We start from the raw sequence: 25,648 nt of genomic DNA, 5'->3' as shown, positions 1-25,648 counted from the left end.
TGCGGCTATATTCACGGAGAGGTTCGACGGTTGACGATCCAGACACGAGGGGCTAGGAACATGGTGCGGTCGACGGTGTCGGCGACGGACGACCCGGATCCACTGTGGGTGCAGGCGGCCAACATCATCCGTGCACAGATCACCGACGGTGATCTGCCTCCTGGTCGTCGCCTCCCTGCCGAGCGCGAGCTCTGCCTGCAGCTCGGCGTCAGCCGTGTCACGCTCCGCAAGGCGCTCCAGCAGCTCGTCGAGGAGGGGGCGCTGCGGTCGTCGCACGGTCGCGGCTGGTATGTGGCCCAGCCCCAGGCGGAACCCGAGTGGCCCAACACCCTCGAGTCCTTCACGGAGACGGCTCACCGCAAGGGTCTCGAGCCCACGTCCGTCGTCCTTCGGGCGGAGGTTCGCCAGGCCTCGCTCGACGAGTCCGAGGAGTTCGGGGTCGTCGCGGGCACGGAGGTCTTCCACCTCGTCCGGGTCAGGCTCCTGGACGGCGTGCCCATCGGGATCGACGACTCCCGTGTGCCCCTGCCCTTCGCCCCGGGGATCGACGGCGTGGACTTCTCCGACGCCTCGCTCCTGGACGAGCTCGCGGCGCGGGGGGCCACCCCGCTTCAGGCGGACTCGATGATCGAGGCCCGCGGGAGCAGCGTGGAGCATGCCGGACCGCTGGGCCTGACCGAGGGGGCTCCCGTCCTGGTCATGCGCCAGGTGCTCGAGGACGCCGCAGGGCGCGTGGTGCTCATCACGACCATCACCTACCGCGGTGACCGCTACCGCCTGCACACCACGTTCGCGCGGCCGAACGGCCACCGCCCGGTCTGACGTTCTACCGGGCCCCTCGCGGACGGCATCCGTCCGGGGCGGTCGTCCCACGCGTGCGCCGTGCCGCCTGGTGGCACCAACGATCCATGGTCTGCCGCAGCGGCGCGCACTCCACCGACCGGCGTCGTCCGCGTGCGCGAAGAACCTGTCTACACCCTGGTATCCCTGTGATTCCATGTGGTCTATATTGGTATTAGCAATGTACTCACTGGTTCCTCGACCTGGTCGCGCAGCGCGGGTCGTCGGAGCCCCACGACGGGGAGGTCGACATGTCCGCTCAACGCATCGACTATCGCGAGGCGCAACGGCGCCAGCCGCACGCGCTCGTGAGGGTCGCGGCACACGTCGCGGGACAGCTCGCGAGCCGCACCGGGCCAGACCTCTCGACCCTCGTGGCGAGCGCGGTGCCGGTGTTCCTCGGGATGGGGGCGAGCTGCGCGGCCGCAGCTCTGCCCGTCGCGCTCCTGAACGCCGGGGGCCGCCCGTCGGTACGCGAGATCGCGAGCGAGACCGACCAGGCCACGGACCGCACGGGCACCGTGGCGATCGCGGTCTCGCAGTCGGGCCGCAGCCCGGAGACGATCGAGGCGCTGCGGACGTTCCCGGTCCGCTGGGCGCTCGTCAACGTGGCCGGGAGCTCACTCGCGGAGGCAGCAGGAGACCTGTCCGTCGACCTCGGGTCGGAGCCCGACAGCTACGCCTCGACCATCGGGTACACGGGGACCCTCGTCGGCCTCGCGATCCTCGCCCGTGCCGCGCTCGGAACGGACCCGCTCGTCGCGGCGGCCGAGTGGGACGGCATCGACCGGCTCGTCGAGAGCCTTGAGACGGACCAGGCCGCACCCCTCCGGGCGCTCGCCGATGCCGCCGCGACGATCACCTCGGTCGACGTGGTCGCGGCCGGCGCTTCCCGGGCAGCCTCCGAGGCCGGCGCGCTGCTCCTGCGGGAGGTCTGCCGGATCCCGAGCGCAGCCGTGGTGACCCGCAACTACCTGCACGGCGAGATGGAGTCCGCTGGGGGCACCCTGCACGTCGTGATCGGCGACGGCCGAGAGGTGCGCCTCGCCCACACCCTCGCCGACGCAGGGCACCCCACGTTGCTCGTGACGACCCAGGACGTCGAGCCCGGCGGGGACCTGCGTGTCGTCCGTCTCCCCGACGTCGGCGAACCGGTCAGGGTCGTACTCGAGACGATCGTGCTCCAACGGCTCGCGAGCTCGTTCGCGGACGCCCGGGGCGTCGCCATCGAGGACTTCGTCTTCGAGCACGACGACACCAAGGTGACCGACGCCACGGGCACTTCGGGGCCGCCGCCGCTGGTCGGCGCGAACGCCCTGGCGGCGTTCGTCGGCGGCCCGGCCGACGAACTCGCGAGCCAGGTGCACGACCGATGAGCATCGTCGTCGGGGTCGACATCGGCGGGACCAAGACGCACGTGCGCGTCGCCTGCGACGAGGAGCGCCTGGTCGACCTCGTGGTGCCCAGCACGGGGTGGGCGGCCCTGCCCTCCGGAGCAGCGGCCCGTTGGGTCGCAGAGCGCGTGCACGTTGCACTGGGACGCTGCCGCCCGGCGCTCAGGCTCGCCGACGTCGCCCACCTCGCCGTGGGAGCGCACGGGTGCGAGACGCCCCGGCAGTGCGCCACCCTCGCGGATGAGCTGCACCACCTGCTGGACGTCCGGTGCACGGTCGTCAACGACGCCCAGCTGCTCGTCCCGGCCGCAGGCCTGGACGAGGGGATCGGCCTCGTCGCCGGAACGGGGTCGGTCGCCGTGGGGCGCCACCGTGAGACGGGTACGTACCTCTCAGCAGGCGGGTGGGGATGGGTCCTCGGCGACGACGGTTCTGCGTCCGCTCTGGTGCGGGACGCCGCACGGGCGCTGTTCGTGCGGGCCGACGTCGGTGCGACGCGTGACCCGTTGGAGCCCCGGCTCCTGGCCTCGTTCGGCGCCGAGGACCTCGTCGAGCTCGCCTCGATCATGAGCTGGCGCGGTGGCGTCGAGACCTGGGGCCGGCACGCGCCCGTCGTCTTTCGCGCGCTCGAGGCGGGGTCACAGGTGTCGCGGGCCGTCGTGACGGCCGGGGGCGGCGCGCTCGCAGAGCTCGTCGGCAACCTGATCTATCGCGGTGCGGCCGGGACGACCGTCGTCGTGGCCGGCGGCGTGGTCACACGGCAGCAGGCGCTCCGCACCGCCCTGGCCGACGCGTTGGCGCGGCGCGCGCCTCACACGACCCTGCACCTTCTCGAGGAGGACCCCGTCGAGGGGGCCGTCTTCCTGGCGCGGAGGAGCATCGCCACGGACCGTGGCGCTCTCTCCCCGACCCGGTCGAACGTGTCATGAGGGTCCACGAGACGGTCGGCCCGTGCACCTCGCACCTGGTCGACGTCGAGCCGGTGGTGCCGGGACGTGGCGAGGTGCTGGTCCGGAGTCTGGCCCTGGGGGTCTGCGCCTCGGAGCGTGGTGCGTGGGGTACGCACGACGGGCCCGAGCCGCTACGGCTGGGACACGAGGTCGCGGGCGAGATCGTCGTGCTCGGGCCCGACGTCCAGGGGTGGTCCGTGGGCGAGCGCGTGACGGGCTTCGCCCACCCGGCCTTCGCGGAGCAGATCGTCATGGCCACGTCGGACCTGGTCCTGGTCCCCTCTGGCGTCCCGACGTGGGCGGCGCTCGGCGAGCCGCTGGCCTGCATCGTCGAGGCCGTTGGGCGCAGCGGGGTCGGTCCGGGAATGCGGGTCGCCGTCGTCGGTCTCGGCTTCATGGGGCTCGGTGCCCTGCAGGTCGCGCTCGCGCTGGGAGCCGACGAGGTCGTGGGCTTCGACGTCGCCCCGACTAAGCGGGCTCTTGCCGTGCGGCTCGGCGCAGCGGCGGCGCACGACGCACGCCTCGTCCCGGACGGAGCGCGCGCGTCGTTCGACGTCGTCGTCGAGTTCACCGGGACCGCGCCAGGCCTCAGGCTTGCGGGCGACCTGACGGGCCAGCACGGGACCCTGTGCGTGGGTGGCTACCACCACGACGGTCCGCGCGAGCTGGACGTCGAGCTCTGGTACCGCGGGGTCACGGTCGTCAACGGCTTCAGTCCGGACCGCGACCGGCAGCGCGCGGCGCTGCGACGGGGGATGCGCATGATGGCCGACCGGCAGGTCACGTTCGAGCCCCTGGTCACGCACCGCCTGGCCTTCGAGGACCTCGACGCCGCGTTCCGGCTGTTCGAGGAGCGCCCGGAGGGGTTCGTCAAGGCAGTGCTCGAGCTCTGATCTCGAGCTCTCGGCCCGCGGGGTCGGTCGTGACCGCGACCGCTCCCGCCACCGACGGTGACGCCCGCCCCCGCCGACGGCGACGCCCGCCCCCGCCGACGGCGACGCCCGCCCCGCCGAAGGTGACCGCCCGCCCCCGCCGAGGGTGACCGCACGCACCGCCCAGGGTGACGCGACGGACCCGCCGGTGCGACGCCGTCGGGCCGGAGCGCGGGTGCGACCTGGGAGAATCCTCCGATGACCTTCTCGACCCCGGAACCTGCCCGCCCCCGCGCGCCGCTCGGCGCGACCGGTGAGCTCCTCGCGGTGTGCCGCGTGCACGTCCTGCTGCCCGACGCGGGCGCGGTCGGCGTGACCGCGATCGACAAGCGACCCGTCGCGGGGCCGGTCAAGGTCCGCCCGCTGGGCCTGTACGCCGACGTCCAGGCCGACCGCGCGCACCACGGGGGTGAGGAGCAGGCCGTGTACGCGTACTCGCAGGAGGACGCCGACCACTGGTCGGCCGAGCTCGGCTACGAGGTGACGCCCGGGCTGTTCGGTGAGAACTTCCGCACGCGCGGCGTCGCGGCGAGCGGGGCGCTGATCGGCGAGCGCTGGCAGGTGGGGACCGCGGTCCTGGAGGTCACGCAGCCGCGGACGCCGTGCTCGACGTTCGCGCGGCGCCTGGGCGAGGAACGGTGGGTCAAGCGGTTCACCGACGCGAACCGCACGGGTGCGTACCTGCGGGTCGTGACCCCGGGCGAGGTACGGGCCGGGGACGCGGTCGAGGTCGTGTCCCGGCCGTCGCACGGCGTGAGCATCGCGGACTGGTTCGGTGCGCGCGTCGCGGGGACGACGGTCGAGGTGTCCCAACGCCTGCTCGACGCCGAGGCAGCGGGCGAGGTCCGGCTGTCGGCCGAGGTGCGCGAGCGGGCCGGACGGGCCGTCCGCTGACGCTGAGTGCGTGATTCGGCGGCGACACGCCCGGCGAGTCGCCGCCGAATCACGCACTCAGCGACGGCCGGACGGCGACGGCCGGACGGCTCAGGCGCGCCGCGGCTCGCTCGGGGGCCACTCACCGTCGTCCGAGCCGTCGTCGGCCGCGAACAGCAGCTCGTGGAGCCGGACCTGGACCTCCTCGACCCGCGGGACGTCGGGCAGCGTCATGCCGGGCTTGGCCGTCGCGTCCGAGATGATGAGCGTCCCGCAGCCGAACATGCGGTCGACCAGGTCCTTCTCGTACGTGACGTCGTTGATGCGGTAGAGCGGGATGTCGCGGCCCGTGCGCGTGAGGATGCCCGTGCGCGTCGACAGGCGCTTGGTCGTCACCGTGTACTGGGTGGTCAGCCAGCGCAGGTGCGGCACGACGACCCACACGAACGCCGCGACGACCGCCACGCCGAGCGTGCCCCACAGGATCACGGGGTGCTCGGGGGAGAACCAGAGGATCGCCGTGGCCGCGGCCACGATCAGGACCAGGACCAGGACCGGCAGGAACAGGGCCTTGGGGTGGGTCCGCAGCTCCATGACGACGGTCTCGCCCTCGGCGAGGTTCTTGTTGACGCTCATGGGGAGCATCGTGCCACCTCGGGCGGGCGTCGCGGCACGGTGTCCCGGTCAGGCCGTCGGCAGGTTCCAGCCCTCGACGGTGCGCAGGCCGTGCCCGTGGCCGAGCAGGCTGATGCTCGCTGTGCCCAGCTCGAACCGGGCGGCGGTCGCGGGGCCCAGCTCGAGCCAGACCGCGGCGAGCACGCGCAGCAGGTGACCGTGCGCGACGAGGAGCACGTCGCCGCCGTCGCGGAGCACGGGGTCGACGCGCCGCACGACGCTCCGTGCCCGGTCGGCGACGTCGTCGAGCGTCTCGCCGTGCCGGGTCCCCGGCTCGCCGGGGGCACCGTCCGCGCGGGGCACGACGTGCACGCCGTCGCGGAAGATCAGCCAGTCTCGGCCGATCTCCCGGCTCACGTCGTCGGCCGTGCGGCCCTCGACGGGGCCGTAGTCCCACTCGGCGAGGTTCGGGTCGGCGACCGCGTCGGGGTGTCCCGCGAGGTCGGCGGTCCGCCGGGCGCGCAGCAGGGGGCTGCGCAGGGCGAGGGCGAACGACCGCCCGGCGAGGAACGCCCCGGCCGCCCGGGCCTGGTCCTCGCCGTGCGGGGTCAGGGGGATGTCGCTCGTGCCGGTGTGCTGGCCGGTGCGGCTCCACTCGGTCTCGCCGTGGCGCAGGAGCACGAGCTGGGGTTCGGGCATGGTGTCCTCCGGGGTCGGGCTGCTGTTCCGAGCATCCCCCAGGCCCGACGGCGGAGCACCCGCAGGGCGCCCGTCGCGCCTCGGGGACGGGTCCCCCGGGGGAGGGCCGGCCGCTGCCGGAGGGCCTGCGGCGCCGGGCGCACGGGGCGTTCGGGAGCCGGTGTGACGGAGTCGGGGGTCGTCCTGGAGCCCGTTCTGGCCCTAGGCTCGACCGTCATGACCACCTACTCGATCCTGACGGCGACCGCTGCGCTGCGAGGCGAACCGTTCGAGGCCGAGACCGACGAGGCGGCGCTCGACGTCGTCCGGTCACGCAAGCGGAGCGGGAACCTGCCGCTCACGTCGTTCTCGTTGCAGACCTCGGACGACCGCACGGTCGCGTCGTGGACCGGGGCGCACGAGGTCGTCTGACCCGCTGGCTACCGGGCGCGCAGGGCAGGCCGGGCCGCGTCCTGGGTGCCGAGCCTCGTCCCCAGGGTGAGCCCGCCGTCGTCAGGAGCGGAGAGGGGCTCGAGGCCCAGCCGCGAGTAGAACGCGATCGCGCCGTGGTTCTCGCCGCCGACGCCGAGGTGCAGGCCCGGGACGCCGAGGTCCACGAGCCGGCCCTGGAGGTGCTCGATCATGCGTCGTCCCCACCCGGTGCCCTGCGCCTCGGGGAGCAGGTCGATGTGCAGGTGCGCGGGGTGCGTCGCGGGCTCGACGAGCCAGGGCCGCGGCGGCGCGGGGGTGCGGTCGTGGATCTGGCGGACGAGGCGCGCGTCGGGCGAGGGGTCGGCGGGGTCCGGCAGCGGGTACCGCTCGCGCAGGGGTGGCCACCACTCGCGCTCGCGCCACTCCTCGAAGGCCAGCGTGTCGCGGCAGCCGATCACGTAGCCGACGACGCGGTCGTCGTCGGTGACGAGAACGGTCACGAGCGACGGGTCGTGGGCCGCGTAGGGGGCGGCGTAGACCTCGCCGAGCAGGCGGGGGTCGGCGTAGACCCCGGTCGCGTCGCGGCCGTTGTCGCCCGTGCGCAGGCAGATGTCGTACAGCGCGTCCAGGTCGTGGGGCGCGTAGGGCCGGATTCTCACGGTGGTGCTGTTCCTCGGGTCCGGGGGGTCGCCGGGCGCTCCTGGTCGCGCCGTCTCGGCGAGACCTCGTGCGGGGGTCGACGGGTTACGTGCTGCCAGTCAAGTTTACAGACGATCACCTCGGTGCCCCGCGCCGGTCCGGTCTCGATGCCGCTCCGGGTTTCGGGCACGCTTGTGCCCGAGCACCGCGGACGCCGGGGCCGGAGGAGGAGAACGACGCCGTGAGCACGAGCACCAAGAGGGTCGGTAACGCGACCGTCCTGCGCGCCCTCAACGACGGGGCCGCGCTCGAGGCGCTGTTCCGTCACGGCCCCATGACCTCGGCCGGCCTCCAGGAGATCCTGGGGCTGTCCAAGCCGGCGACCGCGACCCTCGTCGCGCGGCTCGAGGCCGCGGGCCTCGTCGAGCGCTCGGGACACCGCGACGGTCGGCCCGGACCGCGTGCCGTCGTCTGGACGTTGCGCGGCGCCTCCGGGTACGCGGCCGGTGTGGACGTGACGGTCGGCCAGGTCTCGGTCGTGGTCGCCGACCTCACCGACAGGGTGCTCGGCAGGTCGGCACGCGCGGTCGCCTGGACGGCCGAGGAGAACCCGTCCGGCGCGCTCTCGCCAGGCGCGCACCTCGACGTCGTCCGGGCCGTCGTGGACGAGGCCTGCGCACGGGCCGGGATCTCCCGTGCCGACCTCCTTCAGGTCGTCGTCGGCTTCCCCGGGTCGGTCGACCCGGCGACCGGGCGCCTCGCGTACGCCCCGCACCTCGCGGTCTGGAACGACCAGGACGTCGGGGCGCAGCTCGCCGAGACGCTCGGTGTGAGGGTCGCGGTCGAGAACGACGTCAACCTCGTGGCGCTCGCCGAGGTCGCGCGCGAGGACCTGGCCGACGTCCGGGACCTGTTCGTCCTGTGGGTCGACCAGGGGGTGGGGGCCGCGACCCTGCTCGACCGGCGCATCCGGCGAGGTCGCCACGGCGGCGCGGGTGAGATCGACCATGTTCCCGTCCCCGACCCGGCCCGGCGTGGTCGCGCGCCCGAGGGTCGGAGCACGGTCGCCGACCTCGTCCGGCTCGACGCCGTCGCGCGTCTCGCGCAGGCCTACCGCCTCGCACCGTTCGACGCCGCGCCCCTCGACACGCTGCGGATCGACCCCTCGGTCGGCGGCCGGGCGTCCGACCTCGCGCGCAGCCCGCAGGTCCGTGAGGCCGCGACCCTGGCGCTCGCGGCGGCGGCGGCCGACCCGTCGGGTGATGCGGGAGACTTCCTCGACGACCTCGCCCGGCGCCTCGCGGTCGTGCTGAGCATGGCGGTCGGGGTGCTCGATCCCGACGCCGTGGTGCTCGGCGGCGAGGTCGCCGCCGCCGGTGGGGAGGCCCTGCGGGCCCGCGTCGCCGCGGCGCTGCGCGCCGAGCACGGCGCGCCGACCTCGGTGCTCCTGTCCACCGCGCAGGGCGACGGCGTCGTCGACGGGGCGCTCGCGGCAGCCCTCGGCGAGACCAGGCGCCGCGTCTTCGGTGCGGGGAGCGTCACCGCGTCCTGATCGGTGACCACGGGTCGGCGGAGACCGGACGGGGTCCCGCACACGGCGTCGCGCGTCTGCTGCGTACGGTCGGGTGTCGGCCGTTCTGAGATGGATGTGCCCTCCGGAGTCCGATGAGGGCCTCTTTCCCTATCTGTCGCCTCTTCACCACCTCTCCGCTACGTTGGCGATGTCTCACCCACGGGTGCCGGGGTGACCCCCGGCCGCCCTCACTCCATCGATGCACAAAGGGGTACTTCGTTGAGGATGAAGCGCACACTTGTCGCGGGCACGGTCGCACTGGCGACCTTCGCTCTCCCTGTCGTCGCCGCGGCGCCGGCGTCAGCTGCCGCCGGACCGGTCAGCTCGTACTGCAGCACCGTCATGCGCAACTCTGCCTACACGAACGAGCAGACGGCATGGTGCCGGGTGCAGCAGTGGACCGGTCACCGGACGGTCGGGGGCGGGTACATCGCTGAGGGGCCGTACCAGGGTCCGATCGACGGCATCCCCGGGGTCAACTCCTGGAGGGCATTCCAGCAGTACCTGAAGCTGTCGGTCGGCTACTCGGGCCCCATCGACGGGATTCCTGGGCCCAACACCTACAGGGCGGTCCAGCTCCTCGCGCAGAAGGGCGGATACACGGGCCCTGTCGACGGCGTCCTCGGCCCGAACACCTGGGCGGGTGTCGCACGCTACGTGCTGACGAAGATCTGACGCACGCCGTGCCGAGCCCGGCCTCCAGGGGCCGGGCTCGCTGCGTTCACCGCGGGATCGAGGTCAGGACGTCGCCCTCAGGCGACGCCGTCGATCCCCACGATCGACAGGAAGACCACGAGGGACCCGAGCAGCACGACGGCGACACCGACCGAGATCAGCAGGACGGTGCGGGGACGGACGGGCATGGGGCTCCTGCCGGGGTCGGGGTCGCGCGCCGGTCGTCCGGGCGCGGTGAGGGAACCCGACCATCGTAGGCAGGACCGGTGCCTTCCCGGCGCGGGCCCTGTCGGAGGCGGTCGGCGCGACGGGGCGGGCGGGTCTCCCTGCCCGCCCCTGTCCCGTCAGGCCGCAGGGTCGCCGGACGGCACGAGCTCGTCGTCATGGGCAGCGCGCAGCGCGCGCGTCCCGTCGCGCCAGGTGAGGTAGCCGCCGTCGAGGTTGTGCACGTCGTAGCCGAGCTGCGTGAGCAGCCGCGCGGCGGTGTGCCCGCGCTGCCCCACCTGACAGTGCACGACGACGGGTGCCCCGGACGGGATCTCGGCCGCGGCCCGATCGCGCAGCTCGTCGAGCGGGACGTTGAGCGCAGTCCCGCCGGCGACACCCACCACCTCGACCGTCCCGCGCGCGTGCTCGCCGGGCGTGCGGACGTCGACGACGGTCGCACCTTGCGCGACGAGCGTGTCGAGCTCGTGCCACTGGACGCTGCGGGTCTCGCCCGTGCGCAGGTTGTCGGCCACGTAGCCCAGCATGTTGACGGGGTCCTTGGCCGAGCCGTACGCGGGGGCGTACGCGAGCTCGAGGTCGGCGAGGTCGGAGGCCGTGAGCCCGCCTGCCATGGCGGTGGCGAGCACGTCGATGCGCTTGTCGACGCCGTCGCGCCCGACGCCCTGGGCGCCGAGGATCAGGTCGGTCTCGGGGTCGACGAGCAGCTTGAGGGCCATCTGGGTCGCGCCGGGGTAGTAGCCCGCGTGCTGCGCGGGGTGCGTGTGGATCGCACGGTAGGGGCGCCCCTCGGCCTGGAGGCGCTTCTCGTTGCGTCCGACGCTCGCGGCCGTGAGCCCGAAGACACCGACGACTGCCGTCCCCATCGAGGGGCGCATCCCGCTGCGGCGACCGAGGATCACGTCGGCGACGTGGCGCCCGTGCCGGTTGGCGAGGTTGGCGAGCGGGATGAGGGTGGTCGGCTCGTCGCCGGCCGTCCCGGGGGCGGAGCCGGTCGGCGCGAGCGCGTCACGCTTGGTCGCGGCGTCGCCCACGGCGTAGACGTCGGGCACCGAGGTGCGCAGGTCCTGGTCGACGAGGATGCCGCCGCGGGGTCCGACCTGTGCTCCGGCGAGGACCGCGAGCTCGACGTCGGGACGCACGCCGATCGCGGCGACGACGAGGTCCGCAGGGACCGTGCCGCGGGGCGAGCCGTCGGCGGAGGAGAGCTCGGCGGCGTCGGGGCCGAGCATGCTGACCTGCGTCGAGGTGCGCACGTGGACGCCGTGGGCCTCGAGCTCCTGCTGGACGCGGATCGCCATCTCCGGGTCGAGCGGGGCGAGGACCTGGTCGGCGAGCTCGACGAGCGTGACGTCGAGGCCGCGGTGGACGAGGTTCTCCGCGACCTCGACCCCGACGAACCCGCCCCCGATCACGACGGCCGAGCGGGCAGGTGGTTGGACCCGGCCGGGCGTCGTCGTGGCGCGTGCGCCGTCGGATCCCGTGCCGTCGGTTCCCGTGCCGTCGATCGCGGCGACGATCCGGTCGACGTCGGCCACGTCGCGCAGCACGAGGGCGCGCTCCATGCCGGGGGCGGGCGGGACGATCGGGCGGGCCCCGGGGCTCAGGACGAGCCGGTCGTAGGTCTCGACGGACTCCTCGCCCGTGGCCAGGTCGCGGACCGTGACGGTGTGGGCGTCGGCGTCGACTCCCGTGACGCGGTGGCGGACGCGGACGTCGATCCGGAAGCGGGCGGCGAGCGACGCGGGGGTCTGGAGGAGGAGCGCGTCGCGGTCCTCGATGACTCCTCCCGCGTAGTAGGGCAGGCCGCAGTTGGCGAACGAGACGTGCTCGCCGGCTTCGAGGACGACGATCCGGGCGTCCTCCGACAGGCGGCGAAGACGGGTCGCCGCGGACATGCCTGCCGCGACGCCTCCGACGATGACGATCTTCATGCTTTCCTCCTGGGGGTCGAGGAGCACTATACCCCCGGGGGTATAGTGGGATCACATCCACCGAGGAGGACGAGCGTGTGTAGAGCTGTGACCTGCAAGAAGTGCGGCAGGACGACGTGGGCCGGTTGCGGCCAGCACGTCGACCAGGTCATGCGGGGCGTACCCCGTGCCGACCGCTGCGAAGGCCACGCGGCCGAGGCCAAGGCGCCGGGTCGGGGATCCTTTCTCGCGCGCCTCTTCAAGCGCTGACCCGCCCCGACGCGACCACCACGACCACGAGGAGAACCCCATGTGCAGCCCCGCCCGCTGCGGAAACTGCCGCAAGATCACGTGGACCGGCTGCGGCATGCACGCCGACGAGGTCCTCGCCGAGTTCGAGCCCTCCGAACGCTGCGCCTGCCGATGAGCCCGGCGCCCCGGCGCGCCGTGCCCGACGCCCCGTCCGAGGCACCGCCGCCCGTACCCGGGCAGACGGCCGCTCCGCTGCCCGTCCGGGTGCGGCGCCCCACGTGGGGCAGGCGACGGCTCGTCGTCGGCGCCCTGCTCGCTCCCGGGCTGCTCGCGCTGCTCGTGGAGGCGGACGGGGGCTGGGCTGGACCCACCACCTCACCCCCCTGTGGCTGGGGCTGCTCGCGGTCGTGGCCGTCGTCGGCGGCCTCACGCTCGCGAGCTACGTCCCGGCCCGGGGCGAGTCCTGGCGGGATACCCTCGGGTGCTCGCCGTGCGCCGTCGTCTCGGGCGGCACGGTGCTCGCCGCCGTGTTCCTGGTCGGCCAGGCGCCGCACCAGGTCGGGATGGTGCTGCCCGCGCTGGCTGTTGTCCTGTTCGGGCTGGTGCAGCGCACGAGCAGCACGCGCGACGCGTGCGCGCGATGAGAGGAAGTGTCATGGAGCTCGACAAGGACGAGATGAAGAAGGTCTCGAACCGGCTCAAGCGTGCCCAGGGGCAGCTTGCCGCGGTCGTGCGGATGGTCGACGACGGTGGCGACTGCGCCGACCTCGTCATGCAGCTCTCCGCGGTGTCCAAGGCGCTCGACCGTGCAGGGTTCGCGATCATCGCCTCGGGCATGAAGCAGTGCCTCACGGACGAGGAGAACGGCACGGCGGACGTGCAGAAGCTCGAGAAGCTCTTCCTGTCCCTCACGTAGCCGGGCGGCCCAGCCCCCGCTGCCCGACGGCGCAGCGGCCGCCGCGCTGTTGCCCTCGCCCGGGACGGTGGTCGAGCCGCACCCTGCCGCACGACGAGCGGTTCCCCTGCTGCGACGCGCCCGCGGTCGCCACCCCGGGAGGCGACCGCGTGCGCCCCGGGGGATGATCGCGAAGGTGAGCAGGACGCCCGGGCGAGCGACGCCGTCGGGCAGGAGCGACCCCCAGGAGCCCCGCATGAGCGACGACGCGACCTACGGCAGCCCCGTCTTCGACTGGTCCGTGCTGACCGTCCCGACCCCGCTCGCGATGGTGCGCGGGCAGCTCGGGTTCTCGTGGCTCGAGGTGCTGGGACGGCTCGTGACCCTCGACCAGGACGAGTTCGGGTGGGAGCCCGGGCCGGACGCGCTGCGGGTCGTGCGGCGAGGGGAGGAGCGCTCGCCCCGCACGCTCGGGGTCGGCGAGTGGGTCATGGAGTGGCCGGAGGGGTCGGACTCGCCGCAGCCCCGGACGATCGCGTGGCTCGTCGCGCACCTCACCGAGGCGTTCTTCGAGCGGTGGGAGTGGACGTTCGGGGACCGCATCGCCCGGCGGGACGCCGTCGCGTTCTCGGGTGAGGTCGACCCCGCGATCGAAGGGCTGACGCGCTGGGTGGACCTGTGGCGCGACGGCGTCGACTCGCTGCCCGACGACGAGGTGTTCACGGTCGGGCTCGGCCAGGCGACCGAGATCGACGCCCAGGCGCCGTTCGGGCATCTCGTGCTCCACATGAACCGCGAGCTCATCCACCACGGCGCCGAGATCATGGTGTTGCAGGACCTGTACCGGGCGCGGTCCGCGGGCTGAGTCGATCCGAGCTCGAGGAGCAGTTCACGTCCCTCCCGGAGGACGCCCTTGCGGCCCGACGGCGGCGCGCCACCCCCGCGGGGCGGCGCGCCGCCGTGCTACGCGGACGGGGCCGTAGCAGTCCTCTCGGCGACGTCGCCGAGGTCGTCGGTCAGCGCCGGGCGGTGAAGCGGTACTCGCCGCCCGCGTACGTGCAGGAGCTGACGATGTACCCGCGGTTGCGCCACTCGGCGCGTCCGGCGTTGCAGCTCGCCAGCGTCGAGAAGCCACCGACGACGACCGGTGTGCTGAGGAGTGCGACCTGCCCGCTGACAGGTGCGGCCTGGCCGCTGTGGGGCGCCGCGCTCGCCGGGGCCGCAGCTCCGACCAGAGCGGTGACGCCGACTGCTGCGGAGACGAGGGCTCCGATGACCTTGTTTCGCATGTTCTCCCCTGATTCATCCGAATGCCCCGTAGTGGGCACGTCGCCAATCCTCCTCACAGGGCTGGTCGGCCCGCAACCGGAGAGGCGTCGGCAGGATCACACGCTTCCGGGGAATCCCCGGCCCGTCGCCGCCGTTGAGAACGGTCATGAGCGAAAAGGTGAAGGTCGACATCTGGTCCGACGTGGCGTGCCCCTGGTGCTACGTCGGCAAGCGCCGCTTCGAGACGGCCCTGGCCGGGTTCGCAGGCCGCGCCGACGCGCCCGAGGTGGAGATCGAGTACCACTCGTTCGAGCTCGCACCGGACACCCCGGTCGACTTCGAGGGGACCGAGGTCGACTTCCTGGCCACGCACAAGGGCATGCCCAAGGGGCAGGTCGAGCAGATGCTCGGTCAGATGACGACGGTCGCCGCGGCCGAGGGGCTCGCGTACGACTTCGACGCGCTCCAGCACACCAAGACCCTCAAGGCGCACGAGCTGCTGCACCTCGCGAAGTCGCGCGGCAAGCAGGTCGAGATGAAGGAGCGTCTGCTCAAGGCGTACTTCGAGCAGGGGCGCCACGTCGGCCGGATCGACGAGCTCGTCGCCCTCGCGACCGAGGTCGGCCTCGACGCGGACGAGGTCCGCGCGGCCCTCGAGAACGGCGACTTCGCGGACGACGTCGAGCAGGACATCGCGCAGGCGCGCGCCTACGGCATCAGCGGTGTCCCGTTCTTCGTGTTCAACGGCAAGTACGGGGTCTCGGGCGCACAGGACCCGGCCGTCTTCACGCAGGTCCTCGACCAGGTCGTCGCGGACGCCGCGGAGTCCGTGGCCTGAGGCCCCGGTTCGCCCCTGTCCCGGGCCGCCTCCACCTACCACGTGGAATGCGACCGAGATCACAACAGGAGCGGTAGCGAATGCGACCGAGTATCAGCCAGACTGTCGGAAACCCGCAGCGTCGCTGGTCCCGGTGGCCCCGCAGGCGTCCGCCCGTCGAGACGGCCGGCCATCCCACCACCCACGAGCACCGCAGCACGTGACATCAGGAGATCCCATGACTGACACCCAGGAAAACCTCTTCCACTCGATCGCGAACCCGCGCCGCACGACGCTCGTGACGGTCTCGGCCGCCGAGGCCGCCGCGCCGTTCACGATGGTCGGCAGCGACGACGCCGCGGTGTGCGTCGACGGGGTGTGCGCTCTCCCCGAGTGATCACCGGCTGACCCTCGGCTGACCGGGTGGCGGTCGAGAACGGGGTTGAGGCCGTTCTGGCCCTCGGAACGGCCTCAACCCCGTTCTGGGCAGCGCGAGCGACTCAGCCGCGGTGGTGCCGGCCCATCGGCACGAGCGTCGGCGTCCCCGTGATCGGGTCGGGCACGACGAGCGAGTCCAGGCCGAACACCTCGCGCACCATCTGCGCGTCCACGACGTCGCCCGGCGCTCCCTCGGCGTGGACCCGGCCGTCGCGCATCGCGACGAGACGGTCGGAGTAGCGGCACGCCATGTCGAGGTCGTGCAGCACCATGACGACCGTGGTCCCGCGCGACTCGTTGAGGTCCACGAGCAGGTCGAGCACGTCGATCTGGTGCGCGATGTCGAGGAACGTCGTCGGCTCGTCGAGCAGCAGCAGGTCGGTGCGCTGCGCGAGCGCCATCGCGATCCATACGCGCTGCCGCTGCCCGCCCGACAGCTCGTCCACGGACCGCTCGGCGAGGTCGAGCGTCCCGGTCGAGGCGAGCGCGTCGGCCACGGCCTCGTCGTCCTCCGTGGTCCAGCGCCGGAACCAGCCCTGGTGGGGGTAGCGGCCGCGACCCACGAGGTCGGCGACCGTGATGCCGTCGGGCGCCACGGGGCTCTGCGGCAGCAGGCCGAGCGTGGTCGCGACCCGCTTGGTGGGCATCGAACGGATGTCCTCGCCGTCGAGCAGGACGGCGCCGCCCACAGGCTTGAGCAGGCGAGCGAGGCCGCGCAGCAGCGTCGACTTGCCACAGCCGTTCGAGCCGACGATCGACGTGATCTTCCCGGCCGCGACCGTCAGGCTCAGGTCCTCGACGACGCGGCGCTCGTCGTACGCGAGCGACACGTGGTCGGCGGCGAGCGTGTGGGTCCCGGCGGTCCGCGTGCCGGTGGCCCCGGCGCGCGCGGTCCGCCCGTCGCCAGGATGCCCGACGGCGTCGCTCGCCTCGGGCGCGCCCCCGGAGGTCTCGGGGTGGTCGGTCATTCTCAGCCTCCGCGTCCGGAACGGTTGGTGCGCACGAGCAGCCACAGCAGGTAGGGGGCGCCGACGATGCCCGTGACGACGCCGACGGGCAGCGTCACGTCGGGGATCGCGAACTGTGCGACGAGGTCGGAGCCGAGCACGAGCAGCGAACCCACGAGCGCCGCGGGCACGAGCGCGAGCCGGCCGTCGCCCAGCGTGCGGCGGGCGATGGGGGCCGCGACGAGCGCGACGAACGCGACCGGACCCACGACCGCGACCGCGGATCCCGCGAGGCCCACGGCCACGAGGATCAGCAGGAGCCGGGAGCGCTCGACGCGGATGCCGAGCGCGGCCGCGGCGTCGTCGCCCAGCTCGAGCGAGCGGAGCCGCGGAGCCAGGTAGGCCGTGAGCGGCACGAGCACCGCGAAGCAGACCAGCAGCGGGTTGAGCGTCGACCAGTCGGAGCGCGCGAGCGAGCCCGTGATCCACACGAGCGCGGCCTGCGCGTCGCGCACGTCGCTCGTCGTGAGGACCCACGAGACGACGCTCATGCACAGTGCCGCGACGCCGATGCCGATGAGGACGAGCCGGTATCCGGCGACGCCGCCGCGCCACGCGAGCAGGTAGATCGCGACGGCCGCGACGAGCGACCCGGCGAGCACCAGGCCCGTGAGCGCGAGCCCGCTGATCCCCAGCACCACGACGCCCAGGACGCCCGCGGCGCTCGCGCTCTGCGTGATCCCGATGATGTCGGGGCTCGCGAGCGGGTTGCGCACGATCGACTGGAAGAGCGCGCCCGACAGGCCCAGCGCTGCCCCCACGACCAGGGCCGTCAGGAGACGGGGGAGGCGCAGCTCGACGATCACGAACTGCGTGAGGACGTCGGCGCGGCCCAGGACCGTGTCGAGGATGCCGGACAACGGCACGGCGGCGTCGCCCAGCGTCATCCCGACCGCGGCGAGCACGACGAGCGCGACCGACAGTCCCGTCACGAGCCGCGCCTCGCGCAGGCGCCCACGGTGACGCGAGGCCCGGGCGACGTCGACGCCCGGGGGAGCGACGCCGTCGGGCAGGCCGTGCGGAGCGGTGGTCGGAGTGCTCACAGCGACACCGTCTTCCCGCGCCGCACGAGCGCGATGAACAGGGGCGCGCCCACGACCGCGGTGACCACGCCCACCTGGAGCTCGCCCGGCCGTGCCACGACGCGGCCGATCACGTCGCACCCGATGAGCAGCACGGGCGCCGCGACGGCGGCGTACGGCAGCACCCACCGGTAGTCCAGCCCGACGACGTAGCGCGCCACGTGCGGGACGACGAGCCCCACGAAGGCCACGGGTCCGACGGCCGCGGTCGCGGCCCCGCACAGCAGCACGATCGCGATGCCCGCGACGACGCGCGTGCGGGTCACGTCCTGCCCGAGGCCGCGCGCGACGTCGTCGCCCAGGGCCAGGCCGTTGAGCGAACGCCCGAGCGCCAGCGCCAGGACCAGGCCCACGACGACGAACGGCAGCACCTGCCACACGACCGTCGAGCCGCGCGCCGCGAGCGAACCGACCTGCCAGAAGCGCATGAGGTCGAGCGTGGCGCGGTCGACCAGGAGGACCGCCGTGACGACCGACGTCAGCGCCGCCGTGACGGCCGCACCGGCGAGGGCGAGCTTGACGGGGGTCGCGCCCTCGCGACCGACGCTCGCGACCCCGTAGACCACGGCCGCCGCGATCGCGGCGCCCGCGAACGCGAACCACACGTACCCGCCGACCTGCGAGACCCCGAAGAACGAGATCGCGCCGACCACGAAGAGCGACGCGCCCGCGCTGATGCCGAGCAGGCCCGGGTCGGCCAGCGGGTTGCGCGTCAGGCCCTGCATGAGGGTGCCCGCGGCGCCGAGCGCGGCCCCCGCGACCAGTCCGACGAGCGTGCGGGGCACGCGCTTCTCGATGACCACGAGGTGGTCGGGGTTGGTCGGGTCGTAGCTCGTGAGCGCGTCCATGACGACGCTCAGCGGCAGGGCGTTGGCCCCGACCGCGAGGCTCAGCGCGCACACCGCGGCGAGCGCCACGACCAGGACCACGAGCCCCACGACGAGACGCCGAGCACGGGCCGGGCGACGCGAGGTCGCCCGGCCCGTGCCGGCGTCCGTGCTGTGGGTCGTGCTCATGAGTGGTGTGAGACTACGACACCTTCTCGGCGGCGGCCGCGAGCTGCGGCACGTACTGGTCGAGCATCCACGGGATCGACAGGGCCGTGGGGGCGCTCGACGCCATGACGAACGACTCGCCCACGATCGGGGCGAAGCGGCCCTCGGTGATCGTGGGCATCGCGGCGATGACCGGGTCGGCCACGAACGTGTCGACGTCGGCCTGCGTCGCGAAGTACATGATGAGGACGTCGGTCTCGATCTTGGAGACGTTCTCGTAGCTCAGCGGGTACCAGAAGGTCCCGGACGACGGGTCGGCGTCGAGCTCCGCGACGCTCGGCGAGAGCGTCATGCCGAGGTCCTCGACGACCTGGACGCGCGGGTCCCCGGCGCGGTAGACGTTGAGCTGGTCGGCCGTGTTGGCGGCCGCGTAGAAGAAGGACTTGTCCTTGATGACCGGGTAGGCGTCCGACTGCGCGGCGATGCCGGCGTTCGTCTCCTCGAGCAGGGCGTCGGCCTCGTCCTCGAGCCCCAGCGCCTTGCCGACGATGTCGAGCTGGTCCTGCCACGACAGGGACCACGGCTCGTCGGGGTACGCGACGACCGGAGCGATCTTGGAGAGCTTGTCGAACTCCTCCTGCGTGATGCCCGAGTAGGGGGCCAGGATGACGTCGGGCTTGGCGGCCACGACCTCCTCGAACGGCACCTCGCTCGTGTCGCCGCCCGAGAGCAGCGTCGGCGTCTCGGCACCCATCTCGTCGAGCTTCTCGGCGACCCAGGGGAGCACGCCGTCGGCGTTGCCGCCGTACTTGTACGCGGGCATCGCGACGGGCACGACGTCGAGCGCGAGGACCGCGTCCTGCGTCGACCAGCCCCACGTCACGACGCGCTCGGGCTTCTCCTCGATGACGGCCTCGCCGAGCGCGCTGTCGATCGTCACGGGGAAGGCGCCCTCGGCTGCGGCGCTGCCGCCTGCGGGCGACGAGGCGTCGTCGGTGGACCCGCCGGAGCAGGCGCCCAGGGCGAACGCGGTGGCGACGGTCGCGGCGACCAGCGCTGCGGGCCGGAGCCGTCGAGAGACGGTGCGAGACATGATGCTCCTCGGTCGGTGCTGCACGGGGGTGGTGGTGCTAGAGGTAAGGCTAACCTCATAACCTGTGCGCCCTCGACGGAGGGGGCCCGTGCGACCCAGTGGGATGGTTCACAACGTGCTGTCATCTCCCGGCCGGGTCGTGTCGCGCCCCGGCCGCAAGATGCTGGCGGTGCGAGGTCCGAGAACGGGGTTGAGGCCGTTCTGACGGCTCTGGCGACCCCAACCCCGTGCTCGACCGCGCGGAACCTCGTGCTCAGTTGCCCCGGTGGTCCTGGATCGACAGTCTCGGACCCCGCCGCGGCGCGAGTCCCCGGCCCGACACCTCGAGCAGCCGCACGACCCGGTACCGGTGCGGCGCGTAGGGCGCGAGCAGCGCCAGCATCCCGGCGTCGTCCGTCCGCTCGCCGGTCAGTGCCCATCCGACGGCCTTCGCCAGGTGGAAGTCCCCGACCGACACCGCGTCGGCGTCCCCGAGCGCCCGCTGCGCGACCTCCGCAGCCGTCCACACCCCGACCCCGGGCACGAGCTGCAACCGCGCCTGCGCCGCGGCCGGGTCCATCGCGGCGCACTCCTCGAGCCGCCGGGCGACGCGCGCGCACTCGACCACGGTCCGTGCCCGCCGCGGGTCGACGCCCGCCCGGTGCCAGTCCCACGTGGGGATCGTGGCCCAGGTCCGGGCGTCGGGGACCACGCGCATGCCCTCGGGCGCGGGCCCCGGCGCGGGCGTCCCGTACCGCGCGAGCAGCCAGCGCCACGCGTGGTGCGCCGTCACGGTCTGCACCTTCTGCTCCAGGACCGCGGGCACCAGGGCCTCGAGCACGCGCCCGGTGCGGGGGACGCGCAGCCCGGGGTGCCTGCGGTGCGCGTCCGCGAGGCGGGCCGGGGGCTCGAAGGAGGCTGCGTCGTCGGGCTCGCCGAGGAGCGACGGGAGCGACGCGGCGAGCTCGCCCGCCCCGGGCCCCCACGCCTGCCCGACGACGTCACGCACCCCCGCCTGCACCAGGCGGTAGGTCACGGGTCCGGTCGGGAAGAGGCTCGTGCGCCACGTCCCGGCGTGCGGGCCGCCCGGCACCACGCGGAACGTGGGGTCATGGGGGCCGCGCGCGAGCTTCGCGAGCGTCGAGCGCAGGTCGAGCGGGCGCTCGGACCGCAGGGCGAGGGGGAGCGGGGCGCCCGGTCCGGACCGGGCGGGCGCCGGTGCGGGGAGCGGCGAGGACATCACGCCAGTGTCGCACCGCCACCTGAGCCCAGGGTCCCCCGCACGGTCGCCGAGAACGGGATCGAGGTCGCCACCGTGTCGGTGGCGACCTCAAGCCCGTTCTCGGCAGCTCGCGAGAGTCAGTCGAAGAGCGTCGACTCGGTCCAGGCGTCCGCGGCGGCCTTGCTCGCGGCGGTGGCCCCGACCTTGGTGGCCGCACGGCCCGCAGAGGCCGGCCGCTTGGCGGGCGCGGCCACGAGGTCGTCCGTCCCTGCGAGCGTCGCCCGCTCCTCGCCACGACCCGCGGCCCAGTCCTGCGCCGCGAGGCCCGCGAGCTGGTCGGCCCGCTCGTTGAAGTGGTTGCCGACGTGGCCGCGCACCCACCGGAACCGCACCGGTCCGGGGCGGGCCGTGATCGCGGCCTCGATGCCCTGCACGAGCTCGAGGTTCTTCACAGGGCTGCCACCGGCGGTCCGCCAGCCCTTGCGCTTCCATCCTTCGAGCCACTCCGACGCGCACTTGATGGCGTACTGGGAGTCGGACTCGATGAGGAGCGGCTCGGCGCTGGGGTGGGCGCGTACCGCTTCCAGCAGAGCCATGAGCTCCGCGATCTGGTTCGTCCCGGAGGCTGCGCCGCCGGAGTCGAAGGTTCCGTCGTGGTTGATCCACGCCCAACCGATCGCTCCACCCGGGTTGACCAGGCACGAGCCGTCGGTGCTGACAGTGATCACTTGTGCGTCCTCGCTCATCGGAGTCGGAAGTCCGTCGCGCCCATTGTCCCCGACTTTCCGGGGCGCAGGGACCGCCGTCTGCCCGCCCCGGCCCGACGGCGGAGCGCACCCGGGTGCGCGACGTGCGTTCCGCCGTCGGGCGCCTGGGATCTCGTCAGGACCGGCGTGACCGGAAACTCACCCCTGCCACGGTGAGCGGTCGGGAGTGTCCCCCCGGGAGCACGACGCCCCCGTCCCCACCGGTGACCGGGGGAGCGGGGGCGCCGCAGGATCAGGCCGTGCTCAGCTGACGCCGAGCAGGTCGATCACGAAGACGAGCGTCTTGCCGGACAGGCGGTGGCCGCCGCCGGCCGGGCCGTACGCGAGCTCCGGGGGGCAGACGAGCTTGCGGCGCCCGCCGACCTTCATCCCCGGGATGCCCTGCTGCCAGCCGGCGATGAGGCTGCGCAGCGGGAAGTTGATGGACTGGCCGCGGCTCCAGGACGAGTCGAACTCCTCGCCGGAGTCGTACTCGACGCCCAGGTAGTGGACGTTGACGGTCGAGCCGGGCTGCGCCTCGGCGCCGTCGCCGACGATCAGGTCGGTGACCTCGAGCTCGGTGGGGGCCGGGCCCTCGGGGGCATCGACCTCAGGACGGGTGCGTTCGGTGTTCTCGGACATGTTCCGATCCAACCACGCCGCACCCCCGCGCGGGCTGTCGGAACTCCCGAGAACCGCAGAACCGTGCGGAAAAGTTGGGGATCCCGAAACCCACGGAGGGCCTTTTCTTGCCATGATGAACGCATGACTCCCCCCGCCACACCGACCTCCGGCGTGCCCGCACACGCAGGTGCGGACCGCCGTCGGACCCCTCAGGACATCCGCCGCTGGCGCCGCTACCTGGCCGACGAGCGTGCCGAGGCCGCGACCTACCGCGACCTGGCCTCGCGCCGCAGCGGCGAGGAGAAGGAGATCCTGCTCGCGCTCGCCGACGCCGAGAAGCGGCACGAGGACCACTGGCTCGCGCTGCTGGGCGACGACGTGGGCAAGCCGTTGCGGGGCGACTGGCGCACGCGGTCCCTCGGGCTGTTCGCGCGCCGGTTCGGCGGGGTGTTCGTGCTCGCGCTGGCGCAGCGGGCCGAGGCCCGGTCGACGTACGAGACCGACGCCGACGCGACCGCGACGATGGCTGCCGACGAGCGCATCCACGAGGAGGTCGTGCGCGGCCTCGCGACGCGCGGGCGCATGCGCATGTCGGGGACGTTCCGCGCCGCGGTGTTCGGCGCGAACGACGGCCTGGTGTCCAACCTCGCGCTGATCCTCGGGATCGGGGCGTCGGGTGCGTCGAACGCGACCGTGCTGCTGTCGGGCCTCGCGGGCCTGCTCGCGGGTGCGCTGTCGATGGGCGCGGGCGAGTACGTCTCGGTGCGCTCGCAGCGCGAGCTGCTCGACGCGTCGACGCCCAGCCCCCTGGCCTCGGCCGCGCTGCCGCACCTCGACGTCGACGCGAACGAGCTCGCGCTCGTGTACCGGGCGCGGGGCCTCGCGCCCGACGAGGCCGAGAAGCACGCGGGCGAGGTCCTGTCGACGTACACGGCCGCGACCGTGATCGCGCCGGCGGTGGAGGGGGACGAGTTCGAGACGCACGGCTCCGCGATGGGGGCTGCGGTGTCGTCGTTCCTGTTCTTCGCGTCGGGCGCGCTCATCCCCGTGCTGCCGTACCTGTTCGGCCTCCAGGGCGGGGTCGCGGTGCTCGTCGGGAGCGGGCTCGTGGGGCTCGCGCTGCTCGGGACGGGCGCCACGGTCGGGCTGCTGTCGGGTGCCTCGCCGATCAAGCGTGCGCTGCGCCAGCTCGCGATCGGGTTCGGGGCCGCGGCCGCGACGTACGTGCTGGGCCTGGTCTTCGGGGCGACGGTCGCGTAGCGGTCCGCGCGCAAGGGGGCCCGACGGCGGAGCACGCCTCCACCGTCGGGCCTCCGGTTCCGGGAGGGGTGCGCTAGACGACGAGGCCCAGCAGCAGGATCACGACCAGCGCCACGACGGACAGCACGCACTCCATGACGGACCACGTCTTGAACGTCTGACCCACGGTCATGCCGAAGTACTCCTTGATGAGCCAGAACCCGGCGTCGTTCACGTGCGACAGGAACACGGAGCCCGCACCGATCGCGAGGACGAGCAGCGCAGCGTGCGTGGGCGGGAGCCCGGTCGCCAGCGGGGCCATGATCCCGGCGGCCGTGATGGTCGCGACCGTCGCGGACCCCGTCGCCACGCGGATGAGCGCCGCGACGAGCCAGCCCGCGAGGAGCGGCGAGAGGTTCGCGTCGGAGATGCCGCTCGCGATGACGTCGCCCACGCCCGAGTCGACGAGCGTCTGCTTGAAGCCGCCGCCCGCACCCACGATGAGCAGGATGCCCGCGATCGGGGCGAAGGACTTGTCGACGAGCGTGCTGATCTCGTCGCGCGTGCGGCCCATCGCGCTGCCGAACGCGACGAGCGACACGAGCGCGGTGATGAGCAGCGCGACGAGCGGCGTCCCGATGAACTCGAGGCCCTTGCCGACGGGCGTGCCCAGGGTGCCGGTCGTCTCGACGACGGTCCGGGCCAGCATGAGGATCACGGGCAGCAGGACCACGGTGACGGCGACCGCGAAGCTCGGTCGCGGGGCGTCCTGGTCACGCTCGCTCACGCCCAGGACGGTCGTGGGCGGGGGCAGCTTGACCCACACGGCGAGCGGCTTGGCGAGCAGCGGCCCTGCGACGATCACGGTCGGCACCGCGACGAGGAGGCCGAGCCCGAGCGTCAGGCCGAGGTTCGCACCGAGCGCGTCGATCGCGAGCAGCGGGCCGGGGTGGGGGGGAACGAGGCCGTGCAGCGCCGAGAGGCCCGCGAGGGCGGGGATGCCGACGAGGATCGGGGACACCTTGGAGCGGCGGGCCACCATCATGACCACGGGGATGAGCAGGACGACGCCGACCTCGAAGAACAGCGGGATGCCGATCACGAACGCGATGAGCGCCATGGCCCACGGCAGCCGTTGCACGGGCGTGCGCGCGAGGATCGTGTCGACGATCTGGTCGGCGCCGCCCGAGTCGATGAGCATCTTGCCGATGATCGCGCCGAGAGCGATGAGGACGCCGACCCCTGCGACGGTCGAGCCGAGCCCGGCCGAGAAGCTCACGAACGCGCTCACGAAGTCGATGCCCGCGACGATCGCGAGGACCGCCGAGCCGATCATGAGGGACAGGAACGGGTGGAGCTTGAGCCACACGATCAGGACGATGATCGTCGCGATCCCGACGACGGCCGCGAGGATCAGCTGGGCCGTCCCGGCGTCGGTCGTGGGGGTCTCGGTGGCTGCGCGCAGGGCGCCCGCGGCGAGCGGGTGCGAGGCGAGGGTGAGCATCATCGCTCCTCGGTGTCGGTGTCGGTGCGGGGGTCGCCCGCCAGGTGACGGGGCGTGCGGGGGATCGTGGGGTGGGGCAGGGCGCTGGTCGCGAGGATCCGGTCGACGAGTTCCTCGGGCGGGGTGCCGACGTCGAGCGTGATCCCGTCCTCGTCGTCCGCGAGGGGTTCGAGCGTCGCGAGCTGGGACGGCAGGAGCGACGCGGGCATGAAGTGCCCGCTGCGGTGCGTCATGCGCTCCTCGAGGAGCTCGGGGCTCCCGGTGAGGTGCACGAACCGCACGCGGCCGTGGGCCGTGCGCAGGAGGTCGCGGTAGGTGCGCTTGAGCGCCGAGCAGGTCACGACGGCGGAGTCGCCCTCGGCGGCCTGCTGGTCGAGCCAGTCGCGCATCGCCCGGAGCCAGGGCCAGCGGTCCTCGTCGGTGAGCGGGGTGCCTGCGCTCATCTTGTCGATGTTGGCCTGCGGGTGGAACTCGTCGGCCTCGGCGTAGGGGCGGTGAGTGCGCTCGGCGATCAGGGTCGCGACCGTGGTCTTGCCCGAGCCCGCGACGCCCATGATGACGAGGTGCACGGGTTCGGTCTCGCTCCCCGGAGTCGGGGCGGGGCTGACGTCTGTGTCCATGAGGGGTTCCTTGGCCTGTCGACTGCTGCGTCGTGCGCGGACCTCTGCGGCCGCTGTTCGAGCATGCATGATTGGTATCACCTTTGGCAAACAATGGTGTGACCAATGGTGGAAGCCGTAGGCTCGA

At 73.3% G+C, this 25,648-nt stretch carries 28 protein-coding genes; 14 read left to right on the top strand and 14 right to left on the bottom strand.

The window, feature by feature from the left end; translation table 11 throughout:
- Nucleotides 1-60: 60 nt before the first annotated feature.
- The 5 genes from WFH32_RS13975 (at nt 61) to WFH32_RS13955 (ending at nt 5,010) form a co-directional block, all read left to right on the top strand.
- Nucleotides 61-822: a GntR family transcriptional regulator gene (locus tag WFH32_RS13975; protein ID WP_336707930.1), complete on the top strand. Its 762-nt coding sequence runs from the start codon at nt 61-63 to the stop codon at nt 820-822.
- Between the two features lie 269 nt (nt 823-1,091).
- Nucleotides 1,092-2,216 carry an SIS domain-containing protein gene (locus WFH32_RS13970; RefSeq protein ID WP_336707928.1) on the top strand — a complete coding sequence of 375 codons (1,125 nt, stop codon included), beginning with the start codon at nt 1,092-1,094 and terminating at the stop codon, nt 2,214-2,216.
- Nucleotides 2,213-3,163 (top strand): BadF/BadG/BcrA/BcrD ATPase family protein, encoded by a 951-nt coding sequence (locus WFH32_RS13965; protein ID WP_336707926.1) that lies wholly within the window; start codon nt 2,213-2,215, stop codon nt 3,161-3,163. The genes WFH32_RS13970 and WFH32_RS13965 overlap by 4 nt, the downstream gene beginning before the upstream one ends.
- On the top strand, nt 3,160-4,077 hold the full coding sequence (locus tag WFH32_RS13960; protein ID WP_336707924.1) for a zinc-dependent alcohol dehydrogenase: 918 nt from the start codon (nt 3,160-3,162) through the stop codon (nt 4,075-4,077). Before WFH32_RS13965 ends, WFH32_RS13960 begins: the two co-directional genes overlap by 4 nt.
- Nucleotides 4,078-4,314: 237 nt before the next feature.
- Entirely contained in the window at nt 4,315-5,010 is a 696-nt protein-coding gene (locus WFH32_RS13955; protein WP_336707922.1) for an MOSC domain-containing protein, read from the top strand.
- Nucleotides 5,011-5,100: 90 nt separating this feature from the next.
- Here the strand turns inward: WFH32_RS13955 and WFH32_RS13950 are convergent, their stop codons facing one another.
- On the bottom strand, nt 5,101-5,625 hold the full coding sequence (locus tag WFH32_RS13950) for a PH domain-containing protein (RefSeq protein WP_191798268.1): 525 nt from the start codon (nt 5,623-5,625) through the stop codon (nt 5,101-5,103).
- 48 nt (nt 5,626-5,673) lie between these two features.
- Entirely contained in the window at nt 5,674-6,303 is a 630-nt protein-coding gene (locus tag WFH32_RS13945; protein WP_336707921.1) for a histidine phosphatase family protein, read from the bottom strand.
- Between the two features lie 216 nt (nt 6,304-6,519).
- On the opposite strand from WFH32_RS13945, the gene WFH32_RS13940 reads away from it, so the two are divergent.
- Nucleotides 6,520-6,714, top strand: a complete 195-nt coding sequence (locus WFH32_RS13940; RefSeq protein WP_129429526.1) for a hypothetical protein — start codon at nt 6,520-6,522, stop codon at nt 6,712-6,714.
- Between the two features lie 8 nt (nt 6,715-6,722).
- On the opposite strand, the gene WFH32_RS13935 is transcribed toward WFH32_RS13940, so the two are convergent.
- Complete coding sequence (locus WFH32_RS13935) at nt 6,723-7,373, bottom strand: GNAT family N-acetyltransferase (RefSeq protein WP_336707919.1); 651 nt, start codon at nt 7,371-7,373, stop codon at nt 6,723-6,725.
- Between the two features lie 221 nt (nt 7,374-7,594).
- Between WFH32_RS13935 and WFH32_RS13930 the strand changes: the two genes are divergently transcribed.
- Nucleotides 7,595-8,905 (top strand): ROK family transcriptional regulator, encoded by a 1,311-nt coding sequence (locus WFH32_RS13930; RefSeq protein ID WP_336707918.1) that lies wholly within the window; start codon nt 7,595-7,597, stop codon nt 8,903-8,905.
- Between the two features lie 246 nt (nt 8,906-9,151).
- On the top strand, nt 9,152-9,601 hold the full coding sequence (locus WFH32_RS13925) for a peptidoglycan-binding domain-containing protein (protein ID WP_191798261.1): 450 nt from the start codon (nt 9,152-9,154) through the stop codon (nt 9,599-9,601).
- A gap of 344 nt (nt 9,602-9,945) precedes the next feature.
- Here WFH32_RS13925 and WFH32_RS13920 read toward each other — a convergent pair whose 3' ends face one another.
- Nucleotides 9,946-11,760 carry an FAD-dependent oxidoreductase gene (locus WFH32_RS13920; protein WP_191798259.1) on the bottom strand — a complete coding sequence of 605 codons (1,815 nt, stop codon included), beginning with the start codon at nt 11,758-11,760 and terminating at the stop codon, nt 9,946-9,948.
- A 509-nt stretch (nt 11,761-12,269) separates the two neighbouring features.
- On the opposite strand from WFH32_RS13920, the gene WFH32_RS13915 reads away from it, so the two are divergent.
- From WFH32_RS13915 to WFH32_RS13905, 3 genes are all read left to right on the top strand, one after another.
- The gene (locus tag WFH32_RS13915) at nt 12,270-12,635 is read left to right on the top strand and encodes a hypothetical protein (RefSeq protein ID WP_336707917.1); all 366 of its coding nucleotides are present in this window, start codon (nt 12,270-12,272) and stop codon (nt 12,633-12,635) included.
- An 11-nt stretch (nt 12,636-12,646) separates the two neighbouring features.
- Nucleotides 12,647-12,907: a metal-sensitive transcriptional regulator gene (locus WFH32_RS13910; protein ID WP_138826660.1), complete on the top strand. Its 261-nt coding sequence runs from the start codon at nt 12,647-12,649 to the stop codon at nt 12,905-12,907.
- Between the two features lie 235 nt (nt 12,908-13,142).
- Nucleotides 13,143-13,751: a DinB family protein gene (locus tag WFH32_RS13905; protein ID WP_191798255.1), complete on the top strand. Its 609-nt coding sequence runs from the start codon at nt 13,143-13,145 to the stop codon at nt 13,749-13,751.
- Between the two features lie 151 nt (nt 13,752-13,902).
- On the opposite strand, the gene WFH32_RS13900 is transcribed toward WFH32_RS13905, so the two are convergent.
- Complete coding sequence (locus WFH32_RS13900) at nt 13,903-14,175, bottom strand: hypothetical protein (protein WP_336707916.1); 273 nt, start codon at nt 14,173-14,175, stop codon at nt 13,903-13,905.
- Between the two features lie 146 nt (nt 14,176-14,321).
- On the opposite strand from WFH32_RS13900, the gene WFH32_RS13895 reads away from it, so the two are divergent.
- The gene (locus WFH32_RS13895) at nt 14,322-14,993 is read left to right on the top strand and encodes a DsbA family oxidoreductase (RefSeq protein ID WP_191798252.1); all 672 of its coding nucleotides are present in this window, start codon (nt 14,322-14,324) and stop codon (nt 14,991-14,993) included.
- Between the two features lie 217 nt (nt 14,994-15,210).
- The gene (locus WFH32_RS13890; protein ID WP_191798250.1) at nt 15,211-15,369 is read left to right on the top strand and encodes a hypothetical protein; all 159 of its coding nucleotides are present in this window, start codon (nt 15,211-15,213) and stop codon (nt 15,367-15,369) included.
- Between the two features lie 103 nt (nt 15,370-15,472).
- On the opposite strand, the gene WFH32_RS13885 is transcribed toward WFH32_RS13890, so the two are convergent.
- From WFH32_RS13885 to WFH32_RS13855, 7 genes are all read right to left on the bottom strand, one after another.
- Entirely contained in the window at nt 15,473-16,378 is a 906-nt protein-coding gene (locus tag WFH32_RS13885; RefSeq protein ID WP_336707914.1) for an ABC transporter ATP-binding protein, read from the bottom strand.
- Between the two features lie 2 nt (nt 16,379-16,380).
- Nucleotides 16,381-17,460, bottom strand: a complete 1,080-nt coding sequence (locus WFH32_RS13880) for a FecCD family ABC transporter permease (RefSeq protein WP_336707913.1) — start codon at nt 17,458-17,460, stop codon at nt 16,381-16,383.
- The gene (locus WFH32_RS13875) at nt 17,457-18,515 is read right to left on the bottom strand and encodes a FecCD family ABC transporter permease (protein WP_191798246.1); all 1,059 of its coding nucleotides are present in this window, start codon (nt 18,513-18,515) and stop codon (nt 17,457-17,459) included. Before WFH32_RS13875 ends, WFH32_RS13880 begins: the two co-directional genes overlap by 4 nt.
- 13 nt (nt 18,516-18,528) lie before the next feature.
- On the bottom strand, nt 18,529-19,587 hold the full coding sequence (locus tag WFH32_RS13870) for an iron-siderophore ABC transporter substrate-binding protein (RefSeq protein ID WP_336707912.1): 1,059 nt from the start codon (nt 19,585-19,587) through the stop codon (nt 18,529-18,531).
- Nucleotides 19,588-19,840: 253 nt separating this feature from the next.
- A complete protein-coding gene (locus WFH32_RS13865) occupies nt 19,841-20,806 on the bottom strand; it encodes a DNA-3-methyladenine glycosylase family protein (RefSeq protein WP_336707911.1) in 966 nt (321 codons plus the stop codon).
- A gap of 119 nt (nt 20,807-20,925) precedes the next feature.
- Nucleotides 20,926-21,516, bottom strand: coding sequence for a ribonuclease H family protein (locus WFH32_RS13860; protein ID WP_191796590.1), 591 nt, complete (start codon nt 21,514-21,516; stop codon nt 20,926-20,928).
- Between the two features lie 282 nt (nt 21,517-21,798).
- Nucleotides 21,799-22,176, bottom strand: coding sequence for an FKBP-type peptidyl-prolyl cis-trans isomerase (locus WFH32_RS13855; protein ID WP_030151190.1), 378 nt, complete (start codon nt 22,174-22,176; stop codon nt 21,799-21,801).
- 123 nt (nt 22,177-22,299) lie between these two features.
- Here WFH32_RS13855 and WFH32_RS13850 point away from each other — a divergent pair, with 123 nt between their 5' ends.
- Entirely contained in the window at nt 22,300-23,418 is a 1,119-nt protein-coding gene (locus tag WFH32_RS13850; protein ID WP_336707910.1) for a VIT1/CCC1 transporter family protein, read from the top strand.
- Nucleotides 23,419-23,491: 73 nt separating this feature from the next.
- Here the strand turns inward: WFH32_RS13850 and WFH32_RS13845 are convergent, their stop codons facing one another.
- Both WFH32_RS13845 and WFH32_RS13840 read right to left on the bottom strand, forming a co-directional pair.
- Entirely contained in the window at nt 23,492-24,904 is a 1,413-nt protein-coding gene (locus tag WFH32_RS13845; RefSeq protein ID WP_318244157.1) for a GntT/GntP/DsdX family permease, read from the bottom strand.
- Nucleotides 24,901-25,521 carry a gluconokinase gene (locus WFH32_RS13840; RefSeq protein WP_336707909.1) on the bottom strand — a complete coding sequence of 207 codons (621 nt, stop codon included), beginning with the start codon at nt 25,519-25,521 and terminating at the stop codon, nt 24,901-24,903. Before WFH32_RS13840 ends, WFH32_RS13845 begins: the two co-directional genes overlap by 4 nt.
- Nucleotides 25,522-25,648: the final 127 nt, after the last annotated feature.

This window comes from Oerskovia sp. USHLN155 (genome assembly GCF_037145535.1).
In the GTDB taxonomy this organism is placed as follows: Bacteria; Actinomycetota; Actinomycetes; order Actinomycetales; family Cellulomonadaceae; genus Oerskovia; species Oerskovia rustica.
Note: the sequence above shows the minus strand (reverse complement) of the source record. Positions and strands in the feature narration are given on the sequence as shown.

Excerpts from the sequence above, each read along its gene's own strand:
- WFH32_RS13840 (WP_336707909.1), bottom strand. The coding sequence starts at position 25,521 with ATGGACACAGACGTCAGCCCCGCCCCGACTCCGGGGAGCGAGACCGAA.
- WFH32_RS13920 (WP_191798259.1), bottom strand. The coding sequence starts at position 11,760 with ATGAAGATCGTCATCGTCGGAGGCGTCGCGGCAGGCATGTCCGCGGCG.
- WFH32_RS13925 (WP_191798261.1), top strand. The coding sequence starts at position 9,152 with ATGAAGCGCACACTTGTCGCGGGCACGGTCGCACTGGCGACCTTCGCT.
- WFH32_RS13975 (WP_336707930.1), top strand. The coding sequence starts at position 61 with ATGGTGCGGTCGACGGTGTCGGCGACGGACGACCCGGATCCACTGTGG.
- WFH32_RS13905 (WP_191798255.1), top strand. The coding sequence starts at position 13,143 with ATGAGCGACGACGCGACCTACGGCAGCCCCGTCTTCGACTGGTCCGTG.
- WFH32_RS13845 (WP_318244157.1), bottom strand. The coding sequence starts at position 24,904 with ATGATGCTCACCCTCGCCTCGCACCCGCTCGCCGCGGGCGCCCTGCGC.
- WFH32_RS13885 (WP_336707914.1), bottom strand. The coding sequence starts at position 16,378 with ATGACCGACCACCCCGAGACCTCCGGGGGCGCGCCCGAGGCGAGCGAC.
- WFH32_RS13955 (WP_336707922.1), top strand. The coding sequence starts at position 4,315 with ATGACCTTCTCGACCCCGGAACCTGCCCGCCCCCGCGCGCCGCTCGGC.
- WFH32_RS13910 (WP_138826660.1), top strand. The coding sequence starts at position 12,647 with ATGGAGCTCGACAAGGACGAGATGAAGAAGGTCTCGAACCGGCTCAAG.
- WFH32_RS13895 (WP_191798252.1), top strand. The coding sequence starts at position 14,322 with ATGAGCGAAAAGGTGAAGGTCGACATCTGGTCCGACGTGGCGTGCCCC.
- WFH32_RS13875 (WP_191798246.1), bottom strand. The coding sequence starts at position 18,515 with ATGAGCACGACCCACAGCACGGACGCCGGCACGGGCCGGGCGACCTCG.
- WFH32_RS13965 (WP_336707926.1), top strand. The coding sequence starts at position 2,213 with ATGAGCATCGTCGTCGGGGTCGACATCGGCGGGACCAAGACGCACGTG.
- WFH32_RS13850 (WP_336707910.1), top strand. The coding sequence starts at position 22,300 with ATGACTCCCCCCGCCACACCGACCTCCGGCGTGCCCGCACACGCAGGT.
- WFH32_RS13855 (WP_030151190.1), bottom strand. The coding sequence starts at position 22,176 with ATGTCCGAGAACACCGAACGCACCCGTCCTGAGGTCGATGCCCCCGAG.
- WFH32_RS13865 (WP_336707911.1), bottom strand. The coding sequence starts at position 20,806 with ATGTCCTCGCCGCTCCCCGCACCGGCGCCCGCCCGGTCCGGACCGGGC.
- WFH32_RS13945 (WP_336707921.1), bottom strand. The coding sequence starts at position 6,303 with ATGCCCGAACCCCAGCTCGTGCTCCTGCGCCACGGCGAGACCGAGTGG.
- WFH32_RS13870 (WP_336707912.1), bottom strand. The coding sequence starts at position 19,587 with ATGTCTCGCACCGTCTCTCGACGGCTCCGGCCCGCAGCGCTGGTCGCC.
- WFH32_RS13890 (WP_191798250.1), top strand. The coding sequence starts at position 15,211 with ATGACTGACACCCAGGAAAACCTCTTCCACTCGATCGCGAACCCGCGC.
- WFH32_RS13970 (WP_336707928.1), top strand. The coding sequence starts at position 1,092 with ATGTCCGCTCAACGCATCGACTATCGCGAGGCGCAACGGCGCCAGCCG.
- WFH32_RS13900 (WP_336707916.1), bottom strand. The coding sequence starts at position 14,175 with ATGCGAAACAAGGTCATCGGAGCCCTCGTCTCCGCAGCAGTCGGCGTC.
- WFH32_RS13960 (WP_336707924.1), top strand. The coding sequence starts at position 3,160 with ATGAGGGTCCACGAGACGGTCGGCCCGTGCACCTCGCACCTGGTCGAC.
- WFH32_RS13950 (WP_191798268.1), bottom strand. The coding sequence starts at position 5,625 with ATGAGCGTCAACAAGAACCTCGCCGAGGGCGAGACCGTCGTCATGGAG.
- WFH32_RS13940 (WP_129429526.1), top strand. The coding sequence starts at position 6,520 with ATGACCACCTACTCGATCCTGACGGCGACCGCTGCGCTGCGAGGCGAA.